The organism is Rhodococcus spelaei, assembly GCF_006704125.1.
GTDB classification, from domain to species: Bacteria; Actinomycetota; Actinomycetes; order Mycobacteriales; family Mycobacteriaceae; genus Rhodococcus_G; species Rhodococcus_G spelaei.
In genome coordinates this window covers 1-26164 of sequence record NZ_VIGH01000007.1, presented here as the reverse complement: position 1 = coordinate 26164, position 26164 = coordinate 1, and the positions used below count along the sequence as shown (strand labels likewise).

The following is a 26164-nucleotide window of genomic DNA, read 5'->3' as shown; positions in this document are numbered from 1 at the left end:
GAGGCTAGTTGTACCTCGGTGCTCTGGAACTGGACATCTTGCTCGGCGACGTACGGTCGCTCAAGGAGAAACGTTCAGTGGTCAAACCGGTGATTGCCGCGCTGACCAAGTTCGGGGTCTCGGTCGCGGAGACCGGTGAGCACGACCGTTACCGGCGCTCGCTGATCGGTGTCGCAGTGGCCAGTTCCGACGTGGACCACCTCAACGAGGTACTCGACACCTGCGAGCGGCAGGTGGCCGCTCGACCCGAGTTGCAACTGCTTGCGGTGCGGCGCAGGATCTTCGGTCCGGAAGACTGACCCGGATTTCCTGCCTCGACCCCGCGGCGAAACAATGGAACGAACTTGACGGCACAGCCGTCGTTTGGCATTGACGGCTCCGCCGTCGTTTTGGGATTGACGGCAGCGCCGTCGTTAGGAAGGGACTTCGGTCATGGCAGATCCGGCGAGGGCGCGAAAGCTGGCCAAGCGCATCTCGACGATCGTCGCAACGGCGATCGCCGACAAGGAGATCAAGGATCCCCGGCTGGACTACATCACGATCACCGACGCGAAGGTGACCGCTGATCTGCACGACGCGACGGTGTACTACACCGTCCGCGGCGTCGACCTGGAGACCGAGCCCGACGTCGAGGGCGCCGCCGCGGGCCTCGCCAAGGCGACGGGCGCGCTGCGCTCCAAGGTCGGAGCGGGCACCGGCGTGCGGTTCACGCCGACGCTGACGTTCGTCGCGGACACCGTCCCCGACGCAGCGCGGCACATGGAGGAACTGCTCGCCCGGGCCCGGGCCGCCGACGACGAGGTGGCCAAGGCCAGGGAGAACGCAACTCACGCCGGAGAGGCGGATCCGTACAAGGAACCGCGGGCGGCCGAGGACGACGAGGACGAACCGGTCGGCTCGGGCGAAGCCGACTAGGCCCGGCGATGACCGAGACAGCGCCGACCCCCACCGCCGACAACTCAGCCGAGATCGATCTCGCGGCTGCGATAGCACTCCTGTCCGAGGCCACCTCGGTGACGGTGCTCTGCCACGTCCAGCCGGACGCGGACACCATCGGCAGCGGACTGGCCCTCGCGCTGGTGCTCGACCGGATGGGGACGCCGGTCCAGGTGTCCTTCGCACGACCCGAGGTGCTGCCGGAGTCCATGCGCACCCTGCCCGGGGTGAACCTGCTGGTGGCGCCCGACGACGTGCCTGCCGAGGTGGACCTGCTGGTGACGGTGGACTGTGGCAGTCGAGGCAGGCTCGGTGACCTGGCGGATCGGCTCGACGGTGCCCGTCGGACCCTGGTGATCGACCACCACCGGTCCAATACCCGCTTCGGCAAGTACAACCTGATCGACGACAGTGCCGAGGCCACCACCGCGGTGCTGGCCCGACTGTTCGACGCCTGGGGCGTGGAGATCGACCGCGACCTCGCACACTGCCTCTACGCCGGCCTGGTCACCGACACCGGCTCGTTCCGGTGGGTGCAACCCGGCACGCACGAGCTGGCCGAGCGACTGATCGACACCGGGATCGACTCTGCGGCGATCACCCGGCGACTGCTCGACACCCATCCGTTCGCCTGGCTGCCGATGCTCTCTTCGGTTCTCGGTACCGCTCAGTTGGTCCCGGACGCGGTCGGTGGCCGCGGCCTGGTCTACGCGTTGATCCGGTACGCGGACACCGCGGGGTTGGGTGCCGAGGAGATCGAGAGCGTCATCGACATCGTGCGTACCACCGCGCAGGCGGAGGTCGCGGCGGTGCTCAAGGAGAACGAACCCGGCCGGTGGGCGGTCTCGCTGCGGTCGAAGGCGGCAGTGGACGTCTCCGACGTCGCCGCCCGGGTCGGCGGCGGCGGACATCGGTTCGCCTCCGGCTACACCCACGATGGCGACGACGAGAGCGTGATTGCCGAGCTCCTCGGCGTGCTCGGGTGAGATCCGGACTTGGCTGACCCTGCCGCCCGGCGGAATCCCGAGCCCTCCGCCAGGCGGATTGTGGGCCTGGCGCTGCCCGCGCTCGGCGTGCTGGCTGCGGAGCCGCTGTACCTGCTCTTCGACATCGCGGTGGTGGGGCGCCTCGGCGCGCTGGCACTGGCCGGACTTGCCGTCGGGGGACTGATCCTCGCGCAGGTCAGCACCCAGCTGACGTTCCTCTCGTACGGCACCACCGCCAGGGCGTCGCGCAGGCACGGGTCGGGTGACGAGCGCGGCGCCGTCGAGGAAGGCGTGCAGGCCACCTACCTGGCGGTCGGGATCGGCCTCGCCATCGTCATTGCCGTGCAGTTGCTGGCTCGGCCGGTCGTCGACGTGATCGCCGGCGGCGGTGACATCGCGACGGAGGCCCTGCAGTGGTTGCGGATCGCCGTGTTCGGCGCACCGCTGATCCTGGTCGCGATGGCCGGCAACGGCTGGCTGCGTGGGGTACAGAACACGCTGCGGCCCTTGCGTTTCGTGCTCGCCGGCCTCGCCGTCTCCGCGGTGCTGTGCCCGATCCTGGTGCACGGCCTGCTCGGTGCGCCGCGGTGGGAACTCGCCGGGTCTGCGGTCGCGAACGTGGTCGGGCAGTCGGTCACCGCGACCTGTTTCGTTGCGGCGTTGTTGCGGTCCGGGGTGTCGCTGCGTCCGCGACCGGACGTGATGCGGGCGCAGGTGGTGCTCGGCCGGGACCTGATCCTGCGCAGCCTCGCCTTCCAGGCCTGCTTCCTGTCCGCGGCCGCGGTCGCGGCCCGATTCGGCGCCGCGGCGGTCGCCGCCCATCAGGTGGTGCTGCAACTGTGGAACCTGGTCGCGCTCACCCTGGACTCGCTGGCGATCGCCGCCCAGACGTTGGTCGGGGCGGCGCTCGGCGCCGGTCACGCGGCGCAGGCACGGGGGCTCGCGCGGCGGCTGACCGGATGGTCGACGGTGTTCGCGCTCGCCCTCGCCGCGGCGTTCGCGCTGGGGCACACGGTGATCCCGCCGCTGTTCACCGGCGACGCGGCAGTCCTGGGCCAGATCGACGTCGTCTGGTGGTTCTTCGTCGCGATCATGCCTGTCGCCGGTGTGGTCTTCGCGCTGGACGGCGTGCTGCTCGGCGCAGGGGACGCCGCCTTCCTGCGGAACGCGACCCTCGGTTGCGCGGTGGTCGGGTTCCTGCCGCCGATCTGGCTGTCCCTCGAATTCGACTGGGGTCTCGCGGGAATCTGGTCGGGGCTTACGGTGTTCATGGTGCTGCGGATGCTTGCCGTCGTGTGGCGGACGAGTTCGGGGCGCTGGACCGTGGTCGGCGCCGACATTCAGGCGGGAAGGTAGTGAGCGTGACGCGAAAGTTGTGGGCGGTGAGCGACACCCATGTCGGTCATCGCGGGAACCGTCCCATCACCGAGGACTTGTACCCGGAGTCGCCGCAGGACTGGCTGATCCTCGCCGGGGACGTCTCGGAGAAGACCGACGACATCGCGTGGGCGCTGAAGCTCGCGCGCAGCCGGTTCGAGAAGGTCATCTGGGTACCCGGCAACCACGAGCTGTGGACCACCGCGAAGGACCCGGTGCAGATCCACGGCGTCGCCCGCTACGACTACCTGGTGAACATGTGCCGCGAGCTGGACGTGATCACACCGGAGGACCCGTACCCGGTGTGGGAGGGCGAGGGCGGTCCGGCGACGCTGGTGCCGATGTTCCTGCTCTACGACTACAGCTTCCGGCCCGAGGGCACCACCACGAAGGAGAACGCGCTGGCGTTCGCGCGCGACAAGAACGTGGTCGCCACGGATGAGTTCCTGCTCTCGAGTGAGCCTTTCGCGACCCGCGACGCGTGGTGTCACGCGCGGGTGGAGTCGACCAGGGCGCGGCTGGACGCGCTCGACCTGTCGATCCCGACCGTGCTGATCAACCACTTCCCTCTGGTGCGGGAGCCCACGCGGGTGCTGTTCTACCCGGAGTTCTCGCTGTGGTGCGGCACCGAACTGACCGCCGACTGGCACACCCGCTACAACGCGATCTGCAGCGTCTACGGGCACCTGCACATCCCGCGCACCACCTACTACGACGGTGTCCGCTTCGAGGAGGTCTCACTCGGCTACCCGCGTGAGTGGCAGCGACGTGGGCTGCCCGAGCAGCTGTTGCGGCAGATCCTGCCGGTGCCGGACTACCCGCCGGGCACGCTGAACAAGTGGGGCGGGCACTTCAAGGTCACCCCCGAGCAGGAGGCCGAGTTCGACGCGATGAGGGCGGCCCGCGCGTGATCGAGTCGATTCTGCCGAACGGCGTCGCGTACGCCGAGTTGTTCGAGGACCCGCCGGGGCTGACCGCGCTGCCCCAGGAGGAGGCGCTGATCGCGCGGGCGGTCGACAAACGCCGACGCGAGTTCGTCAGCGTCCGGCACTGCGCCCGCGAGGCGATGGCGAAGCTCGGAGTGGATGCCGCGCCGATCCTCAAGGGCGACAGGGGTGTTCCGCTGTTCCCACGCGGAGTGGTGGGGAGCCTGACGCATTGCGACGGCTACCGCGGCGCGGTGCTCGGGTACTCGATGCAGGTGCGGTCGGTCGGCATCGACGCCGAGCCGCACGGACCGCTGCCGGACGGTGTGCTCGACGCGGTGAGCTTGCCGGAGGAGCGGGTCGAGATCGCCGCGAAGTCGGATGACCGGGTGCACTGGGACCGGCTGCTGTTCTGTGCGAAGGAAGCCACCTACAAGGCGTGGTTTCCGCTGACCGGGCGGTGGCTCGGCTTCGAGGACGCCCGGATCACGCTGGCATTGTCCGAGGGGAGCGATGGCGTCACCGGCACCTTCCACTCCGAGTTGCTTGTGCCCGGCCAGACCACCGACGGCCCGCCGCTGAGTTCCTTCGACGGTCGCTGGCTGGTCGCCGACGGCCTCGTCATCACCGCGATCACTGTCCAGTAGTCTCGAATCCCGTGCCTTCTCACCGCAAACCGTCCTCCGGCCTCGACGGCGCCGGGCTGTTGATCATCGACAAGGACGCGGGCATGACCAGCCACGACGTTGTCGCGCGCTGCCGCAAGATCCTGCACACCCGGAAGGTCGGGCACGCCGGCACCCTGGACCCCATGGCGACCGGTGTGCTGGTCCTCGGCATCGAGCGGGCCACCAAGCTGCTCGGGCTGCTGTCGCTGACCACGAAGGGGTACTCGGCGACGATCCGGCTCGGCCAGTCGACCACCACCGACGACGCCGAGGGCGAGGTGCTGACCTCGGCGGATGCCTCCGGCGTCGCCGACGAGGAGATCGCCGCGGTGATCGCGACCCTGACGGGCGACATCGCCCAGGTCCCGACGCGGGTCAGCGCGATCAAGGTGGACGGGCAGCGCGCGCACAAACTGGTCCGCGCCGGTGAGGAGTTCGAACTCGAAGCCCGCCCGGTCACCGTGGACCGGTTCGACGTCACCGCTACCCGGCGGTCCGGTGATCAGGTCGACCTCGATGTGGAGGTCGAATGCTCGTCCGGCACCTACGTCCGGGCGCTGGCCCGGGATCTCGGGGCCGCGCTCGGCGTCGGTGGACACCTGACGGCGCTGCGGCGGACCCGGGTCGGCCCGTTCACCCTCGAGCACGCGCGCACCCTCGAACAGTTGGCCGAGGATCCGGCGGTGAGCCTGGACATCGACCATGCCGCGCAGACCGCGTTCGCGCACCGGCAGATCACCGCCGAGGAGGCCGAGTCCATCAGTCAGGGGCGTTGGCTCGAGCCGGTCGGCATCCCGGGCACCTACGCCGCGATCGACCCGGACGGGCACACCATCGCGCTGCTGCAGGAGCGGGGCCGGCGCGCGAGTTCGGTGATGGTGGTACGCCCGGCCACCCTGCGTGGACTCTAGGAGCAGCCGAGCGTGCACACAGCTTTCGTCGCCGTCTCAATCCTGCTGCGCGCACAGAACGCGTGAGACGGAGACAGTGCAGGTGTGCAGGGTTTCTGTCGGATCAAGGGGTGCGGGGCGCAGACGATGATCGCTCCCGACGGGCTGACCGCCAGTCGAGCAGGAACCAGACGAGCACCACCGCGTACAGGACGGTCCACCAGCTGCGATCGGCGATCCCGGACACCAGCAGAAACATCAGCGCGGCCAGGAACACGCCGCGAAAGAGCGAGGACGCGAGGGTGGGGCGTGCGCTCACGGCTCGACGAGCCAGATCGCGGCGGCGGCCGGATTGCCGAGTTCCACGGTGTCGCCGTCGCCGAGCCGCACCGACACGGTGCCCGCGAAGTCACGACGCTCGAGCACTGTGACCGTCAGGTCGAGGGCGATGCCGACCGAGTCGAAGTACCGCAACATCGCCGGGTCGGCGTCGGAGATCCGCGCGATCCGGCCGTACTGGCCGTCGCCGAAGTCGCTGAGTTGCCGGGCCGACGGGGAGGGAATCGACCCGTCGGGCGCCGGGATGGGGTCGCCGTGCGGATCGCGTTCGGGGTGACCGAGTTTGGCGTCGATCCGCGCGATCATCAGGTCCGAGACGGCGTGTTCGAGCACCTCGGCCTCGTCGTGCACCTCGTCCCAGCCGTAGCCGAGCTCGTTGACCAGGTACGTTTCGATCAGTCGATGTCTGCGGACCATCCCGACGGCGGCCGCCCGACCGCGGTCGGTCAGCGAGATCGAGCCGTACCGCGCATGGTCGACGAGGCCCTGATCGGCGAGTTTGCGAATCGCCTCGGACACGGTCGAGGCCGACACCCCGATCCGTTCGGCGAGCATTTTCGTCGACACCTGCTCGCCGGACCACTCGCCCGCGGTCCAGATCACCTTGAGGTAGTCCTGCGCGACCGTGGTGAGTGTCCCGGCGCCGGCGGCCTTCGCGGTCGTCATGGCTGGTTCAGTCTTACGTTCGCCCACGGTGTCGAGCTTAGGCAATGCGGGCCCGGTGCGCCGCCACGACACTCGCCTACCGGAATCCGAAGGTGACGCCTCTCGCCGGGGGCCGTAGGCTGCGATGCGTGCAGAGGTGGCGAGGTCTCGACGATGTGCCTGCCGATTGGGGGCGTTGTGTACTCACGATCGGCGTTTTCGACGGCGTGCATCGTGGTCACGCGCAGCTGATCAGCCGTGCGGTGAAAGCGGCCAGTGAGCGCGGAATCCCTAGTGTGCTCATGACTTTCGATCCGCACCCGATGGAGGTCGTGCGGCCGGGCAGTCACCCGGCGCAACTGACCACACTCGCCCGGCGCGCCGAGCTGGCGGAGGAGCTGGGCATCGACGTCTTCTGCGTCATGCCGTTCACCACCGAGTTCATGAAGCTCACCCCGGAGCGCTACGCCCACGAGATCCTGGTCGAGCGACTGCACGTCGCGGAGGTCGTGGTCGGGGAGAACTTCACCTTCGGAAAGAAGGCGGCAGGCACGGTCGACATGCTCCGTCAGATCGGTGGCCGCTTCGGATTCGCGGTCGACGGGGTCAACCTGCTCGCCGAGCACACCGTGACGTTCTCGTCCACCTACATCCGCTCCTGCGTGGACGCCGGCGACGTCGCCGCCGCGTCGGAAGCGCTGGGACGGCCGCACCGCGTCGAGGGCGTGGTGGTGCACGGCGACGGCCGCGGACGCGAACTCGGCTTCCCGACCGCCAACATCGCGCCGCCGATGCATTCGGCAATTCCCGCCGACGGGGTGTACGCGGCCTGGTTCACGGTGCTCGGTCCCGGTCCGGTGATCGGTACCGTCGCGCCGGGGGAGCGGCACCTCGCCGCGGTGTCCATCGGCACGAACCCGACCTTCTCCGGCCGTACCCGCACGGTGGAGGCGTTCGTCCTCGACGGCGAGGCCGACCTGTACGGCCAGCACGTGGCGGTCGACTTCGTCGAACGCCTGCGTGGCATGGAGAAGTTCGACTCGGTCGAGGCGCTCATCGTGCAGATGGGCCGGGACGCCGAACTCGCCCGTGACCTCCTGACCCGGGCGGACCTGCACCACCGCGGTTGACGCCCGGTTCGTCCTGGTAGGATGGCTTCTCGGTGTGTGCTGCGGTCCGCGGTGGCCACACCGGCTAGTCACAGTGCGCGGACGTCAGTGATCAGGAGATTCACAGTGGCGTTGACCACCGAAGAGAAGAAGGCCGTCCTCTCGGAGTACGGCTTGCACGAGACCGACACCGGTTCGCCGGAGGCGCAGGTGGCCATGCTCACCAAGCGCATCGTCGACCTCACCGAGCACCTGAAGACGCACAAGCACGATCACCACTCCCGCCGCGGCCTGCTGCTGCTGGTCGGACGCCGTCGTCGTCTGCTGAAGTACGTCCAGAAGGTTGACATCGCGCGGTACCGCTCGCTGATCGAGCGTCTGGGTCTGCGTCGATAACCACTCGACGCGCACCATGAACATCCCGGTAGCCAGCGAGGCGAATGCATAGACTGAGCCTCGTTGGCTACCGGTGTTTGTACGACCATGATTTTTGTGTGACCAGCTAGTGCAGTACCAGCAGTACCCGGATCTACGAGATCCAGCCGTACGTACCTGCCGCCGCGGCGTCGGTCTTCGGTAGTGGCCACTCGGCCGGGTCGTGACGTCACGACCGCCGGAGGGCTTCGATCGATGGCCGCCTCCGGGCAGAGGTACGCCGCCGCGTCCAGGAGGGATGCGACGGCCACGCGGATACGGCGAAGACGAGAGGGAAGAGAAGAGAAGAGATGACAGTCAATTCCGCAGTAGAGGTCGACGAAGGCGTGTTCGAATCCACCGCCACGATCGACAACGGGAGCTACGGCACCCGCACCATCCGTTTCGAGACCGGCCGCCTCGCGCAGCAGGCCGCCGGCGCCGTCGTCGCGTACCTGGACGACGAGACCATGATGCTGTCGGCCACGACGGCCAGCAAGCATCCCAAGGAGCACTTCGACTTCTTCCCCCTCACGGTGGACGTCGAGGAGCGTATGTACGCCGCGGGCCGCATTCCCGGCTCGTTCTTCCGTCGCGAGGGACGTCCGTCCACCGACGCGATCCTGACCTGCCGCCTGATCGACCGGCCGCTGCGCCCGTCCTTCGTCGACGGTCTGCGCAACGAGATCCAGGTCGTCGTGACGATCCTGAGCCTGGACCCGAAGGACCTCTACGACGTCGTCGCGATCAACGCGGCCTCCGCGTCCACCCAGATCGCAGGCCTGCCGTTCTCCGGTCCCGTCGGTGGCGTCCGCGTCGCGCTGATCGTCTCGGACGACAACAAGGCCGGCCAGTGGGTCGCGTTCCCGACCGTCGAGCAGCTCGAGAACGCCGTCTTCGACATGGTCGTCGCCGGTCGTATCGTCTCCGGCTCCGGTGACGACGCCGACGTCGCGATCATGATGGTCGAGGCCGAGGCCACCGACAACGTCATCGAGAAGATCGCGGACGGCGCGCAGGCCCCGACCGAGGCGATCGTCGCGCAGGGCCTCGAGGCCGCCAAGCCGTTCATCGCGCGTCTGTGCGAGGCGCAGCAGGCGCTCGCCGCCAAGGCCGCGAAGCCCACCGGCGACTACCCGGTGTTCCCGGCCTACCAGGACGACGTCTTCGCCGCCGTGGAGAAGGCTGCCGCCGAGAAGCTCAGTGCCGCACTGACCATCGCGGGCAAGCAGGAACGCGACGACAAGACCGACGAGGTCAAGGTCGAGGTGCTCGAGCAGGTCGCCCCGAGCTTCGAGGGGCGCGAGAAGGAGATCGGCGCGGCGTTCCGCTCGCTGACCAAGAAGCTGGTCCGTCAGCGGATCCTCAAGGACCACTTCCGCATCGACGGTCGCGGCATCACCGACATCCGGTCGCTCTCGGCCGAGGTCGCCGTGATCCCGCGGGCGCACGGCTCCGCGCTGTTCGAGCGTGGCGAGACCCAGATCATGGGCGTCACCACCCTCGACATGGTCAAGATGGCGCAGCAGATCGACTCGCTGGGCCCCGAGACCAGCAAGCGGTACATGCACCACTACAACTTCCCGCCGTACTCCACCGGTGAGACCGGTCGCGTCGGTTCGCCGAAGCGTCGCGAGATCGGCCACGGCGCCCTCGCGGAGCGCGCCCTGATGCCGGTGCTGCCGAGCCAGGACGAGTTCCCGTACGCGATCCGTCAGGTGTCGGAGGCGCTCAGCTCCAACGGTTCCACCTCGATGGGCTCGGTCTGTGCCTCGACCCTGTCGCTGCTCAACGCCGGTGTGCCGCTGAAGGCCCCCGTCGCAGGCATCGCGATGGGCCTGGTCTCCGACGAGGTCGACGGCGAGACCCGCTACGTGGCGCTGACCGACATCCTCGGCGCCGAGGATGCCTTCGGCGACATGGACTTCAAGGTCGCGGGCACCAAGGACTTCGTCACGGCGCTGCAGCTGGACACGAAGCTCGACGGCATTCCGTCCCAGGTCCTCGCCGGCGCGCTGTCGCAGGCGCACGACGCCCGCACCACGATCCTCGAGGTCATGGCCGAGGCCATCGACACCCCGGACGAGATGAGCCCGTACGCCCCGCGCGTCACGGCCATCAAGGTGCCCGTCGACAAGATCGGTGAGGTCATCGGCCCCAAGGGCAAGATGATCAACTCCATCACCGAGCAGACCGGTGCGAACATCTCCATCGAGGACGACGGCACCGTGTTCGTCGGTGCCACCGATGGTCCGTCTGCGCAGGCCGCGATCGACATGATCAACGCCATCGCCAACCCGCAGCTGCCCAAGGTGGGCGAGCGATTCCTCGGCACGGTCGTCAAGACCACCGCCTTCGGGGCGTTCGTCTCGCTGCTCCCGGGCCGCGACGGACTGGTGCACATCAGCAAGCTGGGTAACGGCAAGCGGATCAACAAGGTCGAGGACGTGGTCAACGTGGGCTCCAAGCTCCGCGTCGAGATCGCCGACATCGACAACCGCGGCAAGATCTCGCTCGTTCCCGTCGAGGACGAGGCCGCCGAGGCCCCGGCCGAGAAGGACGCCGACGCCTAGTTCGTCGAGTTCGACACGAGGTGCCCCCGACCGCTACAGGTCGGGGGCACCTCGCGTTTCGCCGCCGTGACCGGAAAGTTGCGCCTCGAATGCGAGTTTCGCGCTGCGAGGTCCGGTTCCGAGTGCTTTGCTGGACCCGTGAACTCAGGGACACCTGTATTCGACAAATCGGCCCAGGTTCGGAACTTGGTTCTGGCGACCTGGACGTCGACCATCTGCTTCTGGGCCTGGAACATGATCGGGCCGATGTCCACCACCTACGCCGACCGGCTTGATCTGAGCAGTTCGCAGGCGTCGATGCTGGTGGCGACGCCCATCCTGGTCGGATCGCTCGGTCGGATCGTGACCGGCCCGCTCACGGACCGGTACGGCGGCCGCGTGCTGTTCATCTTCGTCGCACTCGCATCGATAATCCCCGTGCTCGCCGTCGGGTTCTCCGCCGAGGCCGATTCGTATGTGATGCTGCTCGTTTCCGGTTTCGTGCTCGGCGTCGCGGGCACGGTGTTCGCCATCGGCATCCCGTTTGCGAAATCCTGGTACGAGTCGAGCCGGCACGGTTTCGCGACCGGCGTGTTCGGTGCCGGCATGGTCGGCACCGCGCTGTCGGCGTTCTTCACCCCACGCTTCGTCCGCTGGTTCGGGTTGGTCCCGACCCACGTGATCATCGCCGTCGCGCTGGCGGTCACCGCGGGCCTGTGCGTGGTCCTGATGAAGGACTCGCCGGAGTTCACCGCGAACTCCGAACCGGTGGTGCCGAAACTCGTCGCGGCCGCGAAGCTCGGTGTGACATGGGAGATGTCGTTCCTGTACGCCATCGTGTTCGGCGGGTTCGTGGCGTTCAGCAACTACCTGCCTACCTACATCAAGACGATCTACGACTTCTCGGCGGTCGACGCGGGCACCCGCACTGCCGCGTTCGCGCTGGCCGCGGTGATCGCCCGGCCGATCGGCGGATCGCTCTCGGACCGCATCCCCCCGAAATGGGTCGTGCTGGCCTCGCTGGCCGGTACCGGGGTCCTCGCGGTGGTGGCGGCCTTCCAGCCGCCGCCGGACTTCTGGTCGGCCGTCACGTTCATCGCGCTCGCGATCTTCCTCGGCATCGGCACCGGCGGCGTCTTCGCCTGGGTGGCGCGGCGCTCGCCCGCCAAGAGCGTCGGCAGCGTGACCGGAATCGTCGCGGCCGCAGGCGGTCTCGGTGGCTACTTCCCGCCGCTCATCATGGGTGCGACCTACGACGAAGCCGACAACAACTACACGGTCGGCCTGCTGCTGCTGGCGCTGACCGCCGCTGCCGCGCTGGCGTACACCGCGTTCAAACTCTCCAGCCACGAACCCGAGGCCGTGACGGCGCAGCAGAAGTCCTGACCGATCCGACGCGAAGGAGATCACGTGGTAGCCAGCACCGGTACCGGAGGTTCGGCGGAGGACCTGCTGCTGCGGAGCGGGCGGTTCTTCGCTCCCGGCCAGTTCTCCCCGGACCTGCGCACGGTGACCCGCGAAGGCGGCCGCGAGGGCGATGTCTTCTACCGGGACAGGTGGAGTCACGACAAGGTGGTGCGGTCGACGCACGGCGTCAACTGCACCGGGTCCTGCTCGTGGAAGATCTACGTCAAGGACGGGATCATCACCTGGGAGACCCAGGAGACCGACTACCCTTCGGTCGGCCCGGACCGGCCCGAGTACGAGCCGCGAGGGTGCCCGCGTGGCGCGGCGTTCTCCTGGTACACGTATTCGCCCACCCGCGTGCGGTATCCGTACGGCCGCGGGGTACTCGTCGAGATGTACCGCGAGGCCAAGGCGCGTCTCGGCGACCCGGTCGAGGCCTGGGCGGACATCCAGGCCGACCCGGAGCGCCGCCGCCGGTACCAGCAGGCGCGCGGCAAGGGTGGACTGGTGCGGATCACCTGGGACGAGGCCACCGAGATGGTGGCCGCCGCGCACGTCCACACGATCAAGACCTACGGCCCGGACCGGGTGGCCGGGTTCTCGCCGATTCCCGCGATGTCGATGGTCTCGCATGCCGTCGGGGCGCGCTTCGTCGAGTTGCTCGGGGGGGTGATGACGTCGTTCTACGACTGGTACGCCGACCTGCCCGTCGCCTCGCCGCAGGTGTTCGGCGACCAGACCGACGTGCCCGAGTCGGGGGACTGGTGGGACGCGTCGTACCTGCTGATGTGGGGTTCGAACGTGCCGGTGACCCGGACACCGGACGCGCACTGGATGGCCGAGGTCCGCTACCGCGGCACCAAGGTGGTCACGGTCAGCCCCGACTACGCCGACAACACGAAGTTCGCCGACGAGTGGATGCCGTGCGCGGCGGGCACCGACGGGGCTATGGCGATGGCAATGGGCCACGTGATCCTCAAGGACCACTTCGTCGACCGTCGGGAGCCGTTCTTCGTCGACTTCGTGGCGCAGTTCACCGACCTGCCGTTCCTGGTCAAGCTCGAGGAACGCGACGGCGCGTACATCGCGGGCAAGCACCTGATGGCCGCCGACCTCGGCGACGACTCGGAGGGCGCGGCGCTCAAGCCCGCCCTGATCGACGGCCGAACCGGCGAACCGGCAGTTCCCCACGGCTCACTCGGTTTTCGCTACACCGAGTCCGGTATGGGCAAGTGGAACCTCGACCTCGGCGACATCGCGCCACAGCTGACGGTCGCCGACGGGACCGGGCATCCGGAGTCGGTGGAACTGCTCATGACGGGTTTCGACACCGTCGACGGCACGGCCGAGGTGCGCCGTCGCGGCGTGCCGGTGCGCAGGGTCGGCGGACACCTCGTGTGCACCGTCTACGACCTCATGCTCGCCCAGTACGGCGTGAGCCGGCCGGGGCTGCCCGGTGTCTGGCCGACAGGCTTCGACGACCCGAGTGAGCCGTACACGCCCGCCTGGCAGGAGGCGATCACCGGCGTCAGTGCCGAGCAGGTGGTTCGGATCGCCCGCGAGATGGCGCGTAACTCGCAGGAGTCGGGCGGTCGCACGATGATCATCATGGGCGCGGGCATCTGCCAGTGGTTCCACGGTGACGCGACCTACCGGGCGGTGCTCTCGCTGTTGCTGCTGACGGGCGCGATGGGTCGCAACGGCGGCGGCTGGGCGCACTATGTCGGGCAGGAGAAGGTGCGCCCCATCACCGGGTACACCACCCTCGCGATGGGTCTGGACTGGAACAGGCCGCCGCGCACGATGACCGGCACGTCCTACTGGTACACGCACACCAACCAGTGGAGCTACGACGGCTACCGCGCGGACGCGCTGTCGAGCCCGCTCGGCCGCGGACGGTTCAAGGGCAAGCACACCATGGACGTGCTCGCGGCCTCCACCGCGATGGGCTGGTCGCCGTTCTTCCCGCAGTTCGACCGGTCCAGCCTCGACGTGGCGGACGAGGCGGAGGCTGCCGGCGTCGACGTGCCGAATTATGTTGCGCAGCAGCTCGGCTCGGGAGCGCTGAAGCTCGCGGTCACCGACCCGGACAACCCGCGCAACTGGCCACGGGTGCTCAGCGTGTGGCGTTCGAACCTGCTCGGCTCGTCGAGCAAGGGCAACGAGTACTTCCTCAGACACCTGCTGGGCACCACGTCGAACCTGCGTGCCGAGCGCACCCCGGAAGCGTTGCGCCCCGTCAGCGTCACCACCCGCGACGAGGTTCCCGAGGGCAAACTCGACCTGGTGATGTCGATCGACTTCCGGATGACGTCGACCACCCTCCTCTCGGACGTGGTGCTGCCGGCCGCGACGTGGTACGAGAAGGCGGACCTGTCGAGCACCGACATGCACCCCTACGTGCACGCGTTCACCCCGGCCATCGACCACCCGTGGGAGTCGCGCTCGGACTTCGAGGCGTTCCAGGCGATCGCGACGGTGTTCAGCCGGCTCGCCGCGACGCACCTGGGTGTGCGCAGGGACGTCGTGCTCGGCACCCTCACCCACGACACCCCGGGGGAGACCGCGTATCCGGGCGGCACCGAGAACAACTGGCTGGCAACGGGTGCGGTGCCGGTCCCGGGCAAGACGATGGGCCCGGTGGCCGTGGTCGAACGCAACTACCCGGCGCTCGTCGAGATGTGGTCCTCGCTGGGGCCGTTGGTGGACAAACTCGGGATGACGACCAAGGCGATCACCTTCCGTCCCGACCGCGAGGTACGCGAGCTCGCGGCCGCGCACGGCGTCATGAGCAGCGGGGTCGGTGCGGGCCGTCCCGCACTCGACACCGACGTGAAGATGTGCGACGCGATCCTCAAGCTGTCCGGCACCACCAACGGCAGGCTGGCTGTGGAGGGTTTCAAGGAACTCGAGAAGCGCACTGGGCGCCCGCTCGCGCACCTGGCCGAGGGCGACGAGGAGAAGCGAATCACCTACGCCGACACGCAGTCTCGGCCGGTCCCGGTGATCACCAGTCCGGAGTGGTCGGGCAGTGAGTCGGGTGGGCGTCGCTACGCTCCGTTCACCCAGAACATCGAGCACCTCAAGCCGTTCCACACGGTGACCGGGCGGATGCACTTCTTCCTCGACCACGACTGGCTCGAGGAGATCGGCGAACAGCTGCCGGTGTACCGCCCACCGCTCGACCTGGCAAAGCTGTTCGGCGAGCCCCAGATCGGGGCCGAAGGCGAACTCGGACTGGCGGTGCGGTACCTGACACCGCACTCGAAGTGGTCCATCCACTCCGAGTACCAGGACAACCTGCTGATGCTCTCGCTCTCGCGAGGTGGGCCGACGATGTGGATGTCGGCGATCGACGCACAGAAGATCGGGGTCGCCGACAACGACTGGATCGAGGCGGTCAACCGCAACGGAGTGCTGGTGTGTCGGGCGGTCGTCTCGCACCGCATGCCCGAGGGTGTCGTCTACGTCCACCACGTGCAGGAACGCACCATCGACGTACCGCTGTCGGAGACCACCGGCACCCGCGGCGGCATCCACAACTCACTGACCCGGGTGCTGGTCAAACCCTCGCACCTGGCGGGTGGCTACGCCCAGAACAGCTACGCCTTCAACTATCTCGGCCCCACCGGAAACCAACGTGACGAGGTGACCGTGGTTCGCCGCCGGTCGCAGGAGGTGACGTACTGACATGAAGGTCATGGCACAGCTGGCGATGGTGATGAACCTGGACAAGTGCATCGGCTGTCACACTTGCTCGGTGACCTGCAAGCAGGCGTGGACCAACCGGTCCGGCACCGAGTACGTGTGGTTCAACAACGTCGAAACCCGTCCGGGCCAGGGCTACCCGCGAACCTACGAGGACCAGGAGCGGTGGAGGGGCGGCTGGGAGCGCGACAGTCGGGGGCGGCTGCGACTGCGCGACGGCGGACGGTTCAAGAAGCTCTCCCGCATCTTCTCGAACCCGAAGATGCCCTCGATCAACGACTACTACGAGCCCTGGACGTACGACTACGAGAACCTGACGAACGCCCCTCTGGGCGAACACATTCCGGTCGCCCCGCCGCGGAGCCTGATCAGCGGCAAGCGGATGAAGGTGGAGTGGTCGGCGAACTGGGACGACAACCTCGGTGGATCGCCGGAGATCCTCGCCGGCGATCCGGTGCTGAAGAAGGTCAGCGACAAGGTCAAGCTCGAGCTCGAGCAGACGTTCATGTTCTACCTGCCGCGGATCTGCGAACACTGCCTGAACCCGGCGTGCGTGGCGTCCTGTCCGTCGGGTGCGATGTACAAACGTGAGGAGGACGGCATCGTCCTGGTGGACCAGGACAAGTGCCGAGGGTGGCGGATGTGCGTGTCCGGATGTCCCTACAAGAAGGTCTATTTCAACCACAAGACCGGCAAGGCCGAGAAGTGCACGTTCTGCTACCCCCGCGTGGAGGTCGGGCTGCCGACGGTGTGCGCGGAAACGTGCGTGGGCCGGTTGCGCTACATCGGACTGATCTTCTACGACGCGGACCGGGTCCTCGAGGCGGCTTCCGTGGAGGACGACAAAGATCTCTACGAGGCGCAACTCGACGTGCTGCTCGACCCGAAGGACCCCGAGGTGATCGCGGGCGCCCGTGCGGAGGGCATCCCGGACGGCTGGATCGAGGCCGCGCAGCGCTCGCCGATCCACGCGCTGATCAAGGACTTCCGCGTCGCGCTGCCCCTGCATCCGGAGTTCCGCACCATGCCGATGGTCTGGTACGTGCCGCCGCTCTCACCGGTGGTGGACGCGGTCAGTCGCGACGGCCACGACGGCGAGGAGCTCGGAAACCTGTTCGGTGCACTGGAATCCCTGCGGATCCCGATCGAGTACCTCGCGGAGCTGTTCACTGCCGGTGACACCGAGGTGGTCTCGGGTGTGTTGCGCAGACTCGCGGCGATGCGGTCGTACATGCGCGACATCAACCTCGGGCGCGAGCCGCAGGAGCACATTCCCGCCGCCGTCGGGATGACCGAGGAGCAGATGTACGAGATGTACCGCCTGCTCGCCCTCGCGAAATACGAGGAGCGCTATGTGATTCCGTCGGCTTATGCGGCGGAGGGGCACCGGCTCGAGGAGACCGCGACCGAGTGCGCGCTCGACTTCGACGGTGGACCGGGCATGTACGACGACGCCTCGGGACCGTTCGGCGAGGCGAGCGGGGGACCGGTTCCGGTGGCCGTGGAAACCTTCCACGCGCTACGGCAGCGTCAGACGAGTGAGTCGATGGGCGTGGGCGAGGGCAGTCCGTCCCGGGTGAACCTGCTCAACTGGGACGGCAACGGCAGGCCGGACGGCATGTTCCCCGGAGGTCCTCGGTGAGGCTGCGCCGCCGCGCAGCCGCGGACCGGACCGGGAAGCGGCTCGTCTGGCAGGCGTCCTCACTACTGCTGGCGTATCCCGATGCGCGGCAGCCGGATCGGTTGGCGACGATCCGGCAGGTTCTCGGGTTCCTGCCGCCCGAGGACGCCGATCGCCTCGGCGTGACGCTCGGGTACCTGCAGTCGACCGACCCGATCGAGGCGGCCACCCGGTACGTCGACACCTTCGACATGCGCCGCAAGACCACCTTGTTGTTGACCTACTGGACGGACGGCGACACCCGGAACCGGGGCTCGGCGATGCTCGCGTTCGCCGATGCCTACCGCGCGGCGGGTGCGCGGCCGCCCGAGGGTGAGACTCCGGACCACCTGGCCGTCGTACTGGAATTCGCGGCCACCGTCGACGCCGAGGCAGGAGAGCGGCTGCTGGTTGCGCACCGAACGGCCGTCGACATGCTCGCGTCGGCTCTGCACGAGTCGGGCTCGCCGTACGCCGCCGTGCTGGACGCGGTGAGCCGCACGCTGCCCGCGGCCACCGCGCGCGACGAACAGCGCGCCCGCGAGTTGGCGATGGCCGGGCCGCCCGCCGAAGCGGTCGGCCTGCAGCCGTTCACGTTGACCGTGCCCCCGCGTAGAACCGACGCGACCCGCATCCCCCGTAGGGAAGGAACTCGCTGACATGTCGGCCGGAGAGATCTACTGGGACGTCGTTCCCTACGTGACACTCGCGATTCTGGTGGTCGGGACGTGGTGGCGCTACCGCTACGACAAGTTCGGTTGGACGACCCGCTCCTCGCAGCTGTACGAGAGCAGGCTGCTGCGGATTGCGAGTCCGCTGTTCCACTTCGGGATCCTGGTGGTGATCCTCGGGCACGTCATCGGCCTCGTCATCCCCGAGTCGTGGACCGAGGCGATCGGCGTCAGCGAACACATGTACCACTGGGGTGCGGCCGTACCCGGCGTCATCGCGGGTGTCGCCACGCTGGTCGGCGTCGGCCTGCTGATCTACCGTCGCCGCTCGACCGGCCCGGTGTTCTCGGCCACCACCGTCAACGACAAGGTGATGTACGTGGTGCTGGTCGCCGCGATCGTCGCCGGGCTGGCGACGACGACGATCGGTGCGTTCGAGGGCAACGAGGCCCTCAACTACCGGGAGACGGTCTCGCCGTGGTTCCGGTCGATCTGGTACCTGCAGCCGAAGGGCGATCTGATGACGCAGGCGCCGGCGTCGTTCCAGATCCACGTGACGATCGCGCTGGTGCTGTTCGCGCTGTGGCCGTTCACCCGGCTGGTGCACGCCTTCAGTGCGCCGTTCGGCTACCTGTTCCGGCCCTACATCGTCTACCGCAGCCGCGAGGCCGCGGGCAAGGGTGAACTGGTCGGCTCGCAGCCGCACCGCCGAGGCTGGTGAACTCGGGCGCGGCCGGAATCGGCGCTCGGCGCGGTGTGTACTGTGTGGACTTCTAATGGCAACGAAAGATCGCAGTCGCACGACCACACTCACCCGCAAGTCGAAGACCCGAACCCCGGCATCGGGCGTCCAGCGCACGGTGCTCCCCGGCGGCCTGCGGGTCGTCACCGAGCACATGCCCGGCGTCCGCTCGGCGTCCGTGGGTATCTGGGTGGGTGTCGGGTCGCGTGACGAGCAACCGTCGGTGGCCGGTGCGGCCCATTTCCTCGAGCACCTGCTCTTCAAGTCGACGCCGACGCGCAGCGCCCTCGAGATCGCGCAGGTGGTCGACGGGATCGGCGGCGAGCTCAACGCCTTCACCTCCCGCGAGCACACCTGTTTCTACGCGCACGTCCTCGACGAGGACCTCGCGCTCGCGATCGATCTGGTCAGCGACGTGGTCCTGCGCGGCCGGTGCCGGTCCTCGGACGTGGACGTCGAGCGGCAGGTGGTGCTCGAGGAGATTTCGATGCGCGACGACGACCCCGAGGACCTGCTCGGCGACGACTTCCTGACCGCGCTGTTCGGCGACCACCCGGTCGGTCGGCCGGTGATCGGCAGCACCGAGTCGATCGAGGCGATGACCCGGTCGCAACTGCACTCGTTCCATGTCCGCCGGTACACCCCGCAGCGGATGGTGGTCGCGGTAGCGGGCAACATCGACCACGAGCAGACCGTCGAGATGGTGCGACGCAGTTTCGCCGGGCACGTGCACGACGGCGCCGAGCCCGCGCCGCGACGCGAGGGCCGGTTGCGATTGCGCACCACTCCCGCGTTGAGCCTGATCGAACACGACGGGGAACAGGCGCACCTGTCGCTCGGCGTACGCGCACTCGGCCGGCACGAAGGGCATCGGTGGGCGCTCTCGGTGCTCAACACGGCCGTCGGCGGCGGCCTCAGTTCCCGTCTGTTCCAGGAGATTCGGGAGTCGCGTGGTCTCGCCTACTCGGTGTACTCCAGCGTGGACACCTTCGCCGACACCGGTGCGTTCTCGGTGTACGCAGGCTGCCAGCCGGACAACCTCGCCGAGGTGACGACGCTGATCCGTGAGGTGCTCGCGCAAGTGGCCTCGAACGGCATCACCGAGGCGGAGTGCGCGCGGGCGAAGGGGTCGATCCGCGGCGGAATGGTTCTGGGACTGGAGGATTCCGGCTCGCGGATGCATCGCATCGGCCGCGCCGAGCTGAACTACGGCAGTCACCGGAGCATCACCGAGACGCTGAAGCGGATCGACGCGGTGACCAACGAGGAGGTACGGGAGGTCGCGGCGATGCTGTTGACCCGACCGTTCGCCGCCTCGGTGGTCGGACCCTACAAGCGCAAGCGTGATCTGCCGGCGGTCGTGCGCGGCATCGTCTGAACGACCCGGAGGTAGCGGATGCGGATACGCGGAGCGGTACTCGAGGAGATCGGCCGTCCGCGACCGTTCGCGCAGTCTCGACCGATCAGCATCTCGGACCTCGAACTGGACCCGCCCGGACCGGGTGAGCTGCTGGTCCGGATCGAGGCCGCCGGGCTGTGCCACTCGGACCTGTCGGTGGTGGACGGCAATCGGGTGCGTCCGGTGCCGATGCTGCTCGGGCACGAGGCCTCCGGACGGGTCGAGGAGCTCGGTGCGGGGGTGTCCGACATCGCGGTCGGGGACCGCGTGGTGATGACCTTCCTGCCGCGTTGCGGCAAGTGCGCCGGATGCGGGACGGACGGCCGGATGCCGTGCAGTGCGGGCAGCGCCGCGAACAACGCGGGCGTGCTGCTCGGCGGTGGCCGGCGCCTGACCCGCGACGGCGGCGCGGTGCATCATCACCTCGGGGTGTCCGGTTTCGCGACGCACGCAGTGGTGGACCGTCGCTCGGTCGTGCCGGTGGGCGACGACGTTCCGCCGGAGATCGCGGCGGTGCTCGGCTGCGCAGTGCTGACCGGGGGCGGTGCTGTGCTCAATGCGGCACACCCGGCGGCGGGCGATTCGATCATGGTGGTCGGCCTCGGGGGAGTGGGCATGGCCGCGGTACTCGCAGCGGTCTCCCTCAGGCACGGCGAGGTGATCGGCGTCGACTCGATGACCGACAAGCTCGCCACTGCAACCGAACTCGGGGCCACCGCCGTGTACACGCCGACGGAACTGGCCGAGCGGGGCGTGCGAGCCGACATCGTGGTCGAGGCGGCGGGCAATTCCCGGGCGTTCGAAACCGCGGTAGCGGCGACCGCGCCGGGAGGCGTCACGGTCACCGTCGGGCTGCCGAACCCGGAGGCCCGGTCGTCGATCTCACCGCTCGCACTGGTGGCCGAGGCGCGCACGATCGTCGGCAGCTACCTGGGATCCGCGGTGCCGTCCCGCGACATTCCGGTCTATGCGCAGATGTGGCGCGACGGATGCCTACCGGTCGAGAAGCTGATCTCCTCGCGCATCGCTCTCGAGGACATCAACCGCGGCATGGACGAACTGGCCGACGGCCACGCCGTCCGCCAGGTGATCGTTTTCGACTGACCGGCAGGCACGCGCCGTCAGCCCGGCGCGGCCGCGACCGGCACGCCCGAGCGTGCCGTCCAGCGTCCGTGCTCGCGGCCGATGGTGACGGGGTGGTCGAAACACTCGCTGACCCGACTGGTGGTCAGCACGTCCGACACCGGTCCCGCGGCGAGCATCTGTCCGTCGCGCAGCAGCGCGGCGTGCGTCGTGGTCGTCGGGATCTCCTCCAGGTGATGGGTCACCAGGACGCTGGCCACCGACGGATGCTCGGTGCGCATGACGTCGAGAGCGGTCAGGAGCTGTTCGCGTGCGGCGACATCGAGACCGGTCGCGGGTTCGTCGAGGAGCAGCACGCTCGGCTCCGGCATGAGGGCACGGGCGATCAGCGCCCGGCCCCGTTCGCCCTGGGACAGGTTCGGCCACCTCGCGTCCGCGCGCGCGGTCATGCCGAGCAGGCCGATCAGAGAGTCGGCCCGGTCGCGTTGCCCCTGCGTCGGCTCCCAGCGCGCGAGAATCTCCGGCGTGCTGGTCAACCCGGTCAGGACCACGTCGGTGACCGTCAGCGGCGCGTCGAGCCGGTGCCGAGGATTGACGTGGCCGATGTGCGCGCGGAGTTCACGCATGTCCACCCGGCCCAGCTGGTGACCGAGGACGTGCACAGTGCCGTGGGTGGGGTGCTCCACCGCCCCGAGCAGACTCAGCAGCGTGCTCTTGCCGGCGCCGTTGGCGCCGAGCAGGACCCAGTGCTCGCCTGGCGAGATTCGCAGGGTGACGTCCCGCAGCAGGTACCGCCCGCCGCGCACCAGGTCGACGGAGTCGGCGGCGAGTACCGCGGTATCGGTTCGATCGGTCATCGTGCGCCGCCTTCCCGGAGCTGGGTCATGATCGTGTCGAGGTTCGCGCGGGTTGCCGCTTCCGCGCCATCCGGGTCGCCCCGCTCGAGTGCCGCGAGCAGGTCGTCGTGGGCGCACGAGGTGTCGGGCAGCTCGGGTTCTCCGGTGACCAGTTCGACCATTGCCGTGTGCAGCAGCGGCAACACCGAGGTGAACAGCGCGGACAGCACCTGATTTCCAGCGAGATCGACCACGCCACGATGAAAGTCGAGGTCGGCGGCGACGAAACGATCGGGCGCCGACTCCCGTGGTCCGTTGCTGTCGTGGCGCCTGCCGAGTCGGTCGCGCAACGCGGTGAGCTCATCGGGGCGTGCCCGTTCGGCCGCCAGCCGCGCTGCCTCGACCTCGAGCGCCGTGCGCGCTTCGCAGACCTCGAGCAGTCGTGCGCGCCGGAGCAGGCGTCCCAGATCGCCGTCGTCGTCGGGGGGCTCGGTGACGAAGGTCCCCACGCCGTGCCGGACGTCGAGCAGGCCGTCGCGGGCGATCAGGCGGATCGCCTCGCGGACAGACGAACGCCCGACGCCGAGTTCCGTCGCGAGTGCGGCCTCGTTAGGGATTCGTTGCGCGACGGCCCAGTCGCCGGCGCTGATGCGCTCGCGCAGCACCTGCTCGACGCGGGGCACCAGCGGGCCGGTGCGCAGGGGTACTCGATCGACCACCACATAGGTCCCTTCGACGTTCGTCCGGCTCCGAGGCTAGCACCGTCATCAGACGTCTGATGACTCGTCGCGTTGTGGATGTGCGGCGCATGCCCGGCGGGCTCGGCGAGGACTAGCCTGAGGACCACGCCATCCGATGCGCCCGAGACCTGGGCCGACGATCGACGCGCCGTGCCCGGGTGCGGGATCGCACCGGTCCTCGTCGGTCGGCACGAAGGGTGAGCGAGCATGCAGCAGGCAGAGTGGGACATCGTCACCGGTGTGGGCATCACCGCGCTCGGCGTCGCTGCGGGCCGCGCCATGGAGACGTGCCGGCAGGACGCACTGGTGTCCGATCCGTACGCCGAGGCATTCGTGCGCGCGGCGGCGCCGCCGGTTCCGATGCCGACCCGGATCGACGACGACACCGATCCCGACATCCCGTGGTCGGTCATGGCCACCTACACGGGGGTGCGGTCGCGGTACTTCGACGAGTACTTCGCTGATGCGTCCGCCGCCGGGGTGCGGCAGGTGGTGTTGCTCGCCGCCGGGTTGGACGTGCGGGCCTACCGGCTGGATTGGCCGGCCGGGACCGTCGTGTACGAACTGGACGCGCCGAAGGTGCTCGGGTTCAAGGACGGAGTGCTTTCGGACCGCGGGGCGACGCCCAGAGCCGAGCGTCGAACGGTCGCGGTGGACCTGCGCGAGGACTGGGCGAACGCGCTACGAGAGCGTGATTTCGATGTCTCGCGCCCGACCGCCTGGCTTGCCGAGGGGCTGCTGCCGTTCCTGCCGAACGAGGCGAAGGACAGCGTGTTCCGCCGCGTACACGAGCTGTCCGCGCGCGGCAGCCGGATCGCCGCCGAACACGTCGACGACGTCGGCGAGGTTCTGAAGCATGCGCGGTTCCACGACATGAGCGTCCGATTCGGCGTCGACATGCGGGACCTGTGGCCCGACCAGGAGGACTACCGGCCCGCCGACTGGCTCACCGAGCACGGCTGGGCAGTCGACGTCGTGCGGGCCGCGGAGGTGGCAGCGCGGTACGGACGCGCGCTCGACAACTGGACGCCCGACCCGGCCCAGTCCAGCCAGCTCATCACCGCCCACCGGGGTGACGGTGCGGTTGCGTAGGCTTGCCTCGACGTGCAACGCGATCGGACGGAGTGAGGGTCAAAAGTGACGGTGATTCGGGTCGGTGTCCTTGGTGCCAACGGCAAGGTGGGCCGCGCGATCTGCGAGGCGGTCGAAGCCGCGTCCGATCTCGAGCTCGTCGCGCAGGTCGACCAGGGTGATCCGATCGAGAAGTTCGTCGACGCCCGCACCGAGGTGGTCGTCGACTTCACCCATCCAGACGTGGTGATGAAGAACCTCGAGTTCCTGGTCGCCAACCGCATCCACGCCGTTGTCGGTACCACCGGATTCGACGAGCCGCGGCTCGCCCGGGTCCGCTCATGGGTCGACGCGAACCCCGAGGTGGGCGTGCTGATCGCGCCGAACTTCGCCATCGGCGCCGTGCTGTCGATGCGATTCGCCGAGCAGGCGGCGCGATTCTTCGACTCGGTCGAGGTCATCGAGCTGCACCACCCGAACAAGGCGGACGCGCCGTCCGGCACCGCGTACCGGACCGCGGCCCTGATCGCGGCGGCGCGGGCGAAGGCCGGCGTCGGTCCCAGCCCGGATGCGACCAGCACCGAACTCGAGGGCGCCCGCGGCGCCGACGTGGACGGCGTGCGAGTGCACTCGGTCCGGCTCGCGGGACTCGTTGCGCACCAAGAGGTTCTGCTCGGAACCCAGGGTGAGACGCTGACCATCCGGCACGACTCCATCGACCGCAACTCGTTCGCGCCGGGCGTGCTGCTCGGCGTCCGCGAGATCGGCGGTCGGCCGGGACTCACCGTCGGCATCGACCCTCTGCTCGACCTGTGAAGAACACCTCGACCAAGGTCGTCGTCACTATTGCGGCGATCATCTTCGCGCTGGCCTTCTACTTCGTGCTGCTCGGCCAGCGTGGTCTCGAGCTGGTCAAGGACGGCCGCGCGGTGCCGGTCGGGCTGGGCGTCGCGGTCCTGGTGCTGCCACTGCTCGGTATATGGATGGTCTTCGCCACGGTCCGGTCCGGCTTCCAGCACCAACATCTCGCCACCCGGATCCGCGAGGAAGGTCTCGAGCTCGACGTCACAGACCTGCCGAAGCGCCCGTCCGGTCGGGTGGACCGCGACGCCGCCGACGCGCTGTTCGCGCAGGTCAAGGCGGAATGGGAGGCCGACCCGGACAACTGGCGCAACTCGTACCGCCTGGCGCGGGCGTACGACTACGCGGGCGACCGCGGCCGCGCCCGCGAGACCATGCGTCGGGCGGTCGCGCTCGAGTCGGCTGAGCGGGCACAGGGGCGCTAGAGGACGCAGCCGCGATCAGCGTGTCGTCGGGAAGGTGCCGCCCAGTGCGGAGCCGCGGACGAGGACTGCGACTCCGACTGAGGGAGCATGCACGCTGCCTGCAGCGCCAAGTATCACGGCAGCTTTTTGTCGGTGCCTCGCGCTAGTGTTTCGAACATGTATTCGAGAGCGGGTGGGGGCGCGCAGGTAGCAGCACACCTGACCGACCTCGACGCCGCCGTCGACGGGTTGCTCACTTGTGGTTTGTCCGGGCTGTCGGATGCCGCGATCGTTGAGACGGTGCAGCGCCTGGAGATGTCGCTGCGCAAGGCTGCGGCGGTCGGGACCCGCCTGATCGTCGAATCCGTGGAACGGTCCCTGCCCGACAAACACGACTGCTCGACGATCAACACCTTCCTCATCGCGACCCTGCGCCTGTCGGCCGGCGACGCGGCCCGTCGGGTCGCGGCATCGAAAAAGGTCGGCACCTGGCACCACCCCACCGGCGAACAACTACCCCCCGACCTGCCCGCCACCGCCACCGCACAACGCGACGGCGCCATCGGCCCCGACCACGTCCACGAGATCCGCGGCGTACTCGGCAAAATCCCCCGCGCCGTCGACCCCGCCGCCGTGGAGGTCGCCGAACAGATCCGCCCCCAAGCACTTCGTGCAGGGAGGGACCCCCAGCCGAACTCGCCCGGTCCTCGACCCCGAAGGCGGTCGCCGACGCCGGGCAA

General features: G+C 68.7%; 25 protein-coding genes. 21 read left to right on the top strand and 4 right to left on the bottom strand.

What is annotated here, in order from left to right; genetic code table 11:
• Positions 1–8: 8 nt before the first annotated feature.
• The 7 genes from FK531_RS15505 to truB all read left to right on the top strand — a co-directional run bounded on the left by FK531_RS15505 (position 9) and on the right by truB (position 5804).
• Positions 9–299, top strand: coding sequence for a DUF503 domain-containing protein (locus FK531_RS15505; protein WP_142100914.1), 291 nt, complete (start codon positions 9–11; stop codon positions 297–299).
• A gap of 133 nt (positions 300–432) precedes the next feature.
• Positions 433–915 (top strand): 30S ribosome-binding factor RbfA, encoded by a 483-nt coding sequence (rbfA, locus tag FK531_RS15500; RefSeq protein ID WP_142100912.1) that lies wholly within the window; start codon positions 433–435, stop codon positions 913–915.
• A gap of 8 nt (positions 916–923) precedes the next feature.
• Complete coding sequence (locus FK531_RS15495) at positions 924–1922, top strand: DHH family phosphoesterase (protein ID WP_142100910.1); 999 nt, start codon at positions 924–926, stop codon at positions 1920–1922.
• A 9-nt stretch (positions 1923–1931) separates the two neighbouring features.
• A complete protein-coding gene (locus FK531_RS15490; RefSeq protein WP_142100908.1) occupies positions 1932–3278 on the top strand; it encodes an MATE family efflux transporter in 1347 nt (448 codons plus the stop codon).
• Between the two features lie 5 nt (positions 3279–3283).
• A complete protein-coding gene (locus FK531_RS15485) occupies positions 3284–4210 on the top strand; it encodes a metallophosphoesterase family protein (RefSeq protein ID WP_142100906.1) in 927 nt (308 codons plus the stop codon).
• A complete protein-coding gene (gene npt, locus FK531_RS15480) occupies positions 4207–4872 on the top strand; it encodes a 4'-phosphopantetheinyl transferase Npt (RefSeq protein ID WP_142100904.1) in 666 nt (221 codons plus the stop codon). Before FK531_RS15485 ends, npt begins: the two co-directional genes overlap by 4 nt.
• 11 nt (positions 4873–4883) lie before the next feature.
• Entirely contained in the window at positions 4884–5804 is a 921-nt protein-coding gene (gene truB / locus FK531_RS15475) for a tRNA pseudouridine(55) synthase TruB (RefSeq protein WP_142100902.1), read from the top strand.
• Positions 5805–5907: 103 nt separating this feature from the next.
• Here the strand turns inward: truB and FK531_RS15470 are convergent, their stop codons facing one another.
• Together FK531_RS15470 and FK531_RS15465 are read right to left on the bottom strand one after the other, a co-directional pair.
• Positions 5908–6102, bottom strand: a complete 195-nt coding sequence (locus FK531_RS15470; RefSeq protein WP_142100900.1) for a hypothetical protein — start codon at positions 6100–6102, stop codon at positions 5908–5910.
• Positions 6099–6788, bottom strand: a complete 690-nt coding sequence (locus tag FK531_RS15465) for a metal-dependent transcriptional regulator (RefSeq protein ID WP_142100898.1) — start codon at positions 6786–6788, stop codon at positions 6099–6101. Before FK531_RS15465 ends, FK531_RS15470 begins: the two co-directional genes overlap by 4 nt.
• Positions 6789–6916: 128 nt before the next feature.
• On the opposite strand from FK531_RS15465, the gene FK531_RS15460 reads away from it, so the two are divergent.
• The 10 genes from FK531_RS15460 to FK531_RS15415 all read left to right on the top strand — a co-directional run bounded on the left by FK531_RS15460 (position 6917) and on the right by FK531_RS15415 (position 21533).
• Positions 6917–7897, top strand: coding sequence for a bifunctional riboflavin kinase/FAD synthetase (locus FK531_RS15460; RefSeq protein WP_142100896.1), 981 nt, complete (start codon positions 6917–6919; stop codon positions 7895–7897).
• A gap of 105 nt (positions 7898–8002) precedes the next feature.
• Positions 8003–8272: a 30S ribosomal protein S15 gene (gene rpsO / locus FK531_RS15455; RefSeq protein WP_142100894.1), complete on the top strand. Its 270-nt coding sequence runs from the start codon at positions 8003–8005 to the stop codon at positions 8270–8272.
• A 329-nt stretch (positions 8273–8601) separates the two neighbouring features.
• Entirely contained in the window at positions 8602–10863 is a 2262-nt protein-coding gene (locus FK531_RS15450) for a polyribonucleotide nucleotidyltransferase (RefSeq protein WP_142100892.1), read from the top strand.
• Positions 10864–11049: 186 nt separating this feature from the next.
• Positions 11050–12228, top strand: a complete 1179-nt coding sequence (locus FK531_RS15445) for a nitrate/nitrite transporter (RefSeq protein WP_290367631.1) — start codon at positions 11050–11052, stop codon at positions 12226–12228.
• Positions 12229–12252: 24 nt separating this feature from the next.
• Positions 12253–15939, top strand: a complete 3687-nt coding sequence (locus FK531_RS15440; protein ID WP_142100888.1) for a nitrate reductase subunit alpha — start codon at positions 12253–12255, stop codon at positions 15937–15939.
• A gap of 1 nt (position 15940) precedes the next feature.
• Positions 15941–17599 (top strand): nitrate reductase subunit beta, encoded by a 1659-nt coding sequence (gene narH / locus FK531_RS15435; protein ID WP_142100886.1) that lies wholly within the window; start codon positions 15941–15943, stop codon positions 17597–17599.
• Positions 17596–18276 carry a nitrate reductase molybdenum cofactor assembly chaperone gene (gene narJ / locus FK531_RS15430; protein ID WP_142100884.1) on the top strand — a complete coding sequence of 227 codons (681 nt, stop codon included), beginning with the start codon at positions 17596–17598 and terminating at the stop codon, positions 18274–18276. Before narH ends, narJ begins: the two co-directional genes overlap by 4 nt.
• Before the next feature lies 1 nt (position 18277).
• A complete protein-coding gene (gene narI, locus FK531_RS15425; RefSeq protein ID WP_142100882.1) occupies positions 18278–19009 on the top strand; it encodes a respiratory nitrate reductase subunit gamma in 732 nt (243 codons plus the stop codon).
• A gap of 55 nt (positions 19010–19064) precedes the next feature.
• Entirely contained in the window at positions 19065–20408 is a 1344-nt protein-coding gene (locus FK531_RS15420) for a M16 family metallopeptidase (RefSeq protein ID WP_142100880.1), read from the top strand.
• A gap of 18 nt (positions 20409–20426) precedes the next feature.
• Positions 20427–21533, top strand: a complete 1107-nt coding sequence (locus FK531_RS15415) for an alcohol dehydrogenase catalytic domain-containing protein (protein WP_142100878.1) — start codon at positions 20427–20429, stop codon at positions 21531–21533.
• A 17-nt stretch (positions 21534–21550) separates the two neighbouring features.
• Here the strand turns inward: FK531_RS15415 and FK531_RS15410 are convergent, their stop codons facing one another.
• Complete coding sequence (locus FK531_RS15410; RefSeq protein WP_142100876.1) at positions 21551–22369, bottom strand: ABC transporter ATP-binding protein; 819 nt, start codon at positions 22367–22369, stop codon at positions 21551–21553.
• A complete protein-coding gene (locus FK531_RS15405; protein WP_142100874.1) occupies positions 22366–23067 on the bottom strand; it encodes a FadR/GntR family transcriptional regulator in 702 nt (233 codons plus the stop codon). The genes FK531_RS15410 and FK531_RS15405 overlap by 4 nt, the downstream gene beginning before the upstream one ends.
• A 228-nt stretch (positions 23068–23295) precedes the next feature.
• On the opposite strand from FK531_RS15405, the gene FK531_RS15400 reads away from it, so the two are divergent.
• The 4 genes from FK531_RS15400 to FK531_RS15385 all read left to right on the top strand — a co-directional run.
• Positions 23296–24180 carry an SAM-dependent methyltransferase gene (locus tag FK531_RS15400; protein ID WP_142100872.1) on the top strand — a complete coding sequence of 295 codons (885 nt, stop codon included), beginning with the start codon at positions 23296–23298 and terminating at the stop codon, positions 24178–24180.
• A gap of 51 nt (positions 24181–24231) precedes the next feature.
• Complete coding sequence (dapB, locus tag FK531_RS15395) at positions 24232–24975, top strand: 4-hydroxy-tetrahydrodipicolinate reductase (protein WP_142101367.1); 744 nt, start codon at positions 24232–24234, stop codon at positions 24973–24975.
• A complete protein-coding gene (locus tag FK531_RS15390; RefSeq protein WP_142100870.1) occupies positions 24972–25445 on the top strand; it encodes a hypothetical protein in 474 nt (157 codons plus the stop codon). The genes dapB and FK531_RS15390 overlap by 4 nt, the downstream gene beginning before the upstream one ends.
• Before the next feature lie 156 nt (positions 25446–25601).
• Positions 25602–26164, top strand: a 563-nt coding sequence (locus FK531_RS15385) for a DUF222 domain-containing protein (protein WP_142100868.1), incomplete at its 3' end; no start/stop codon positions are given.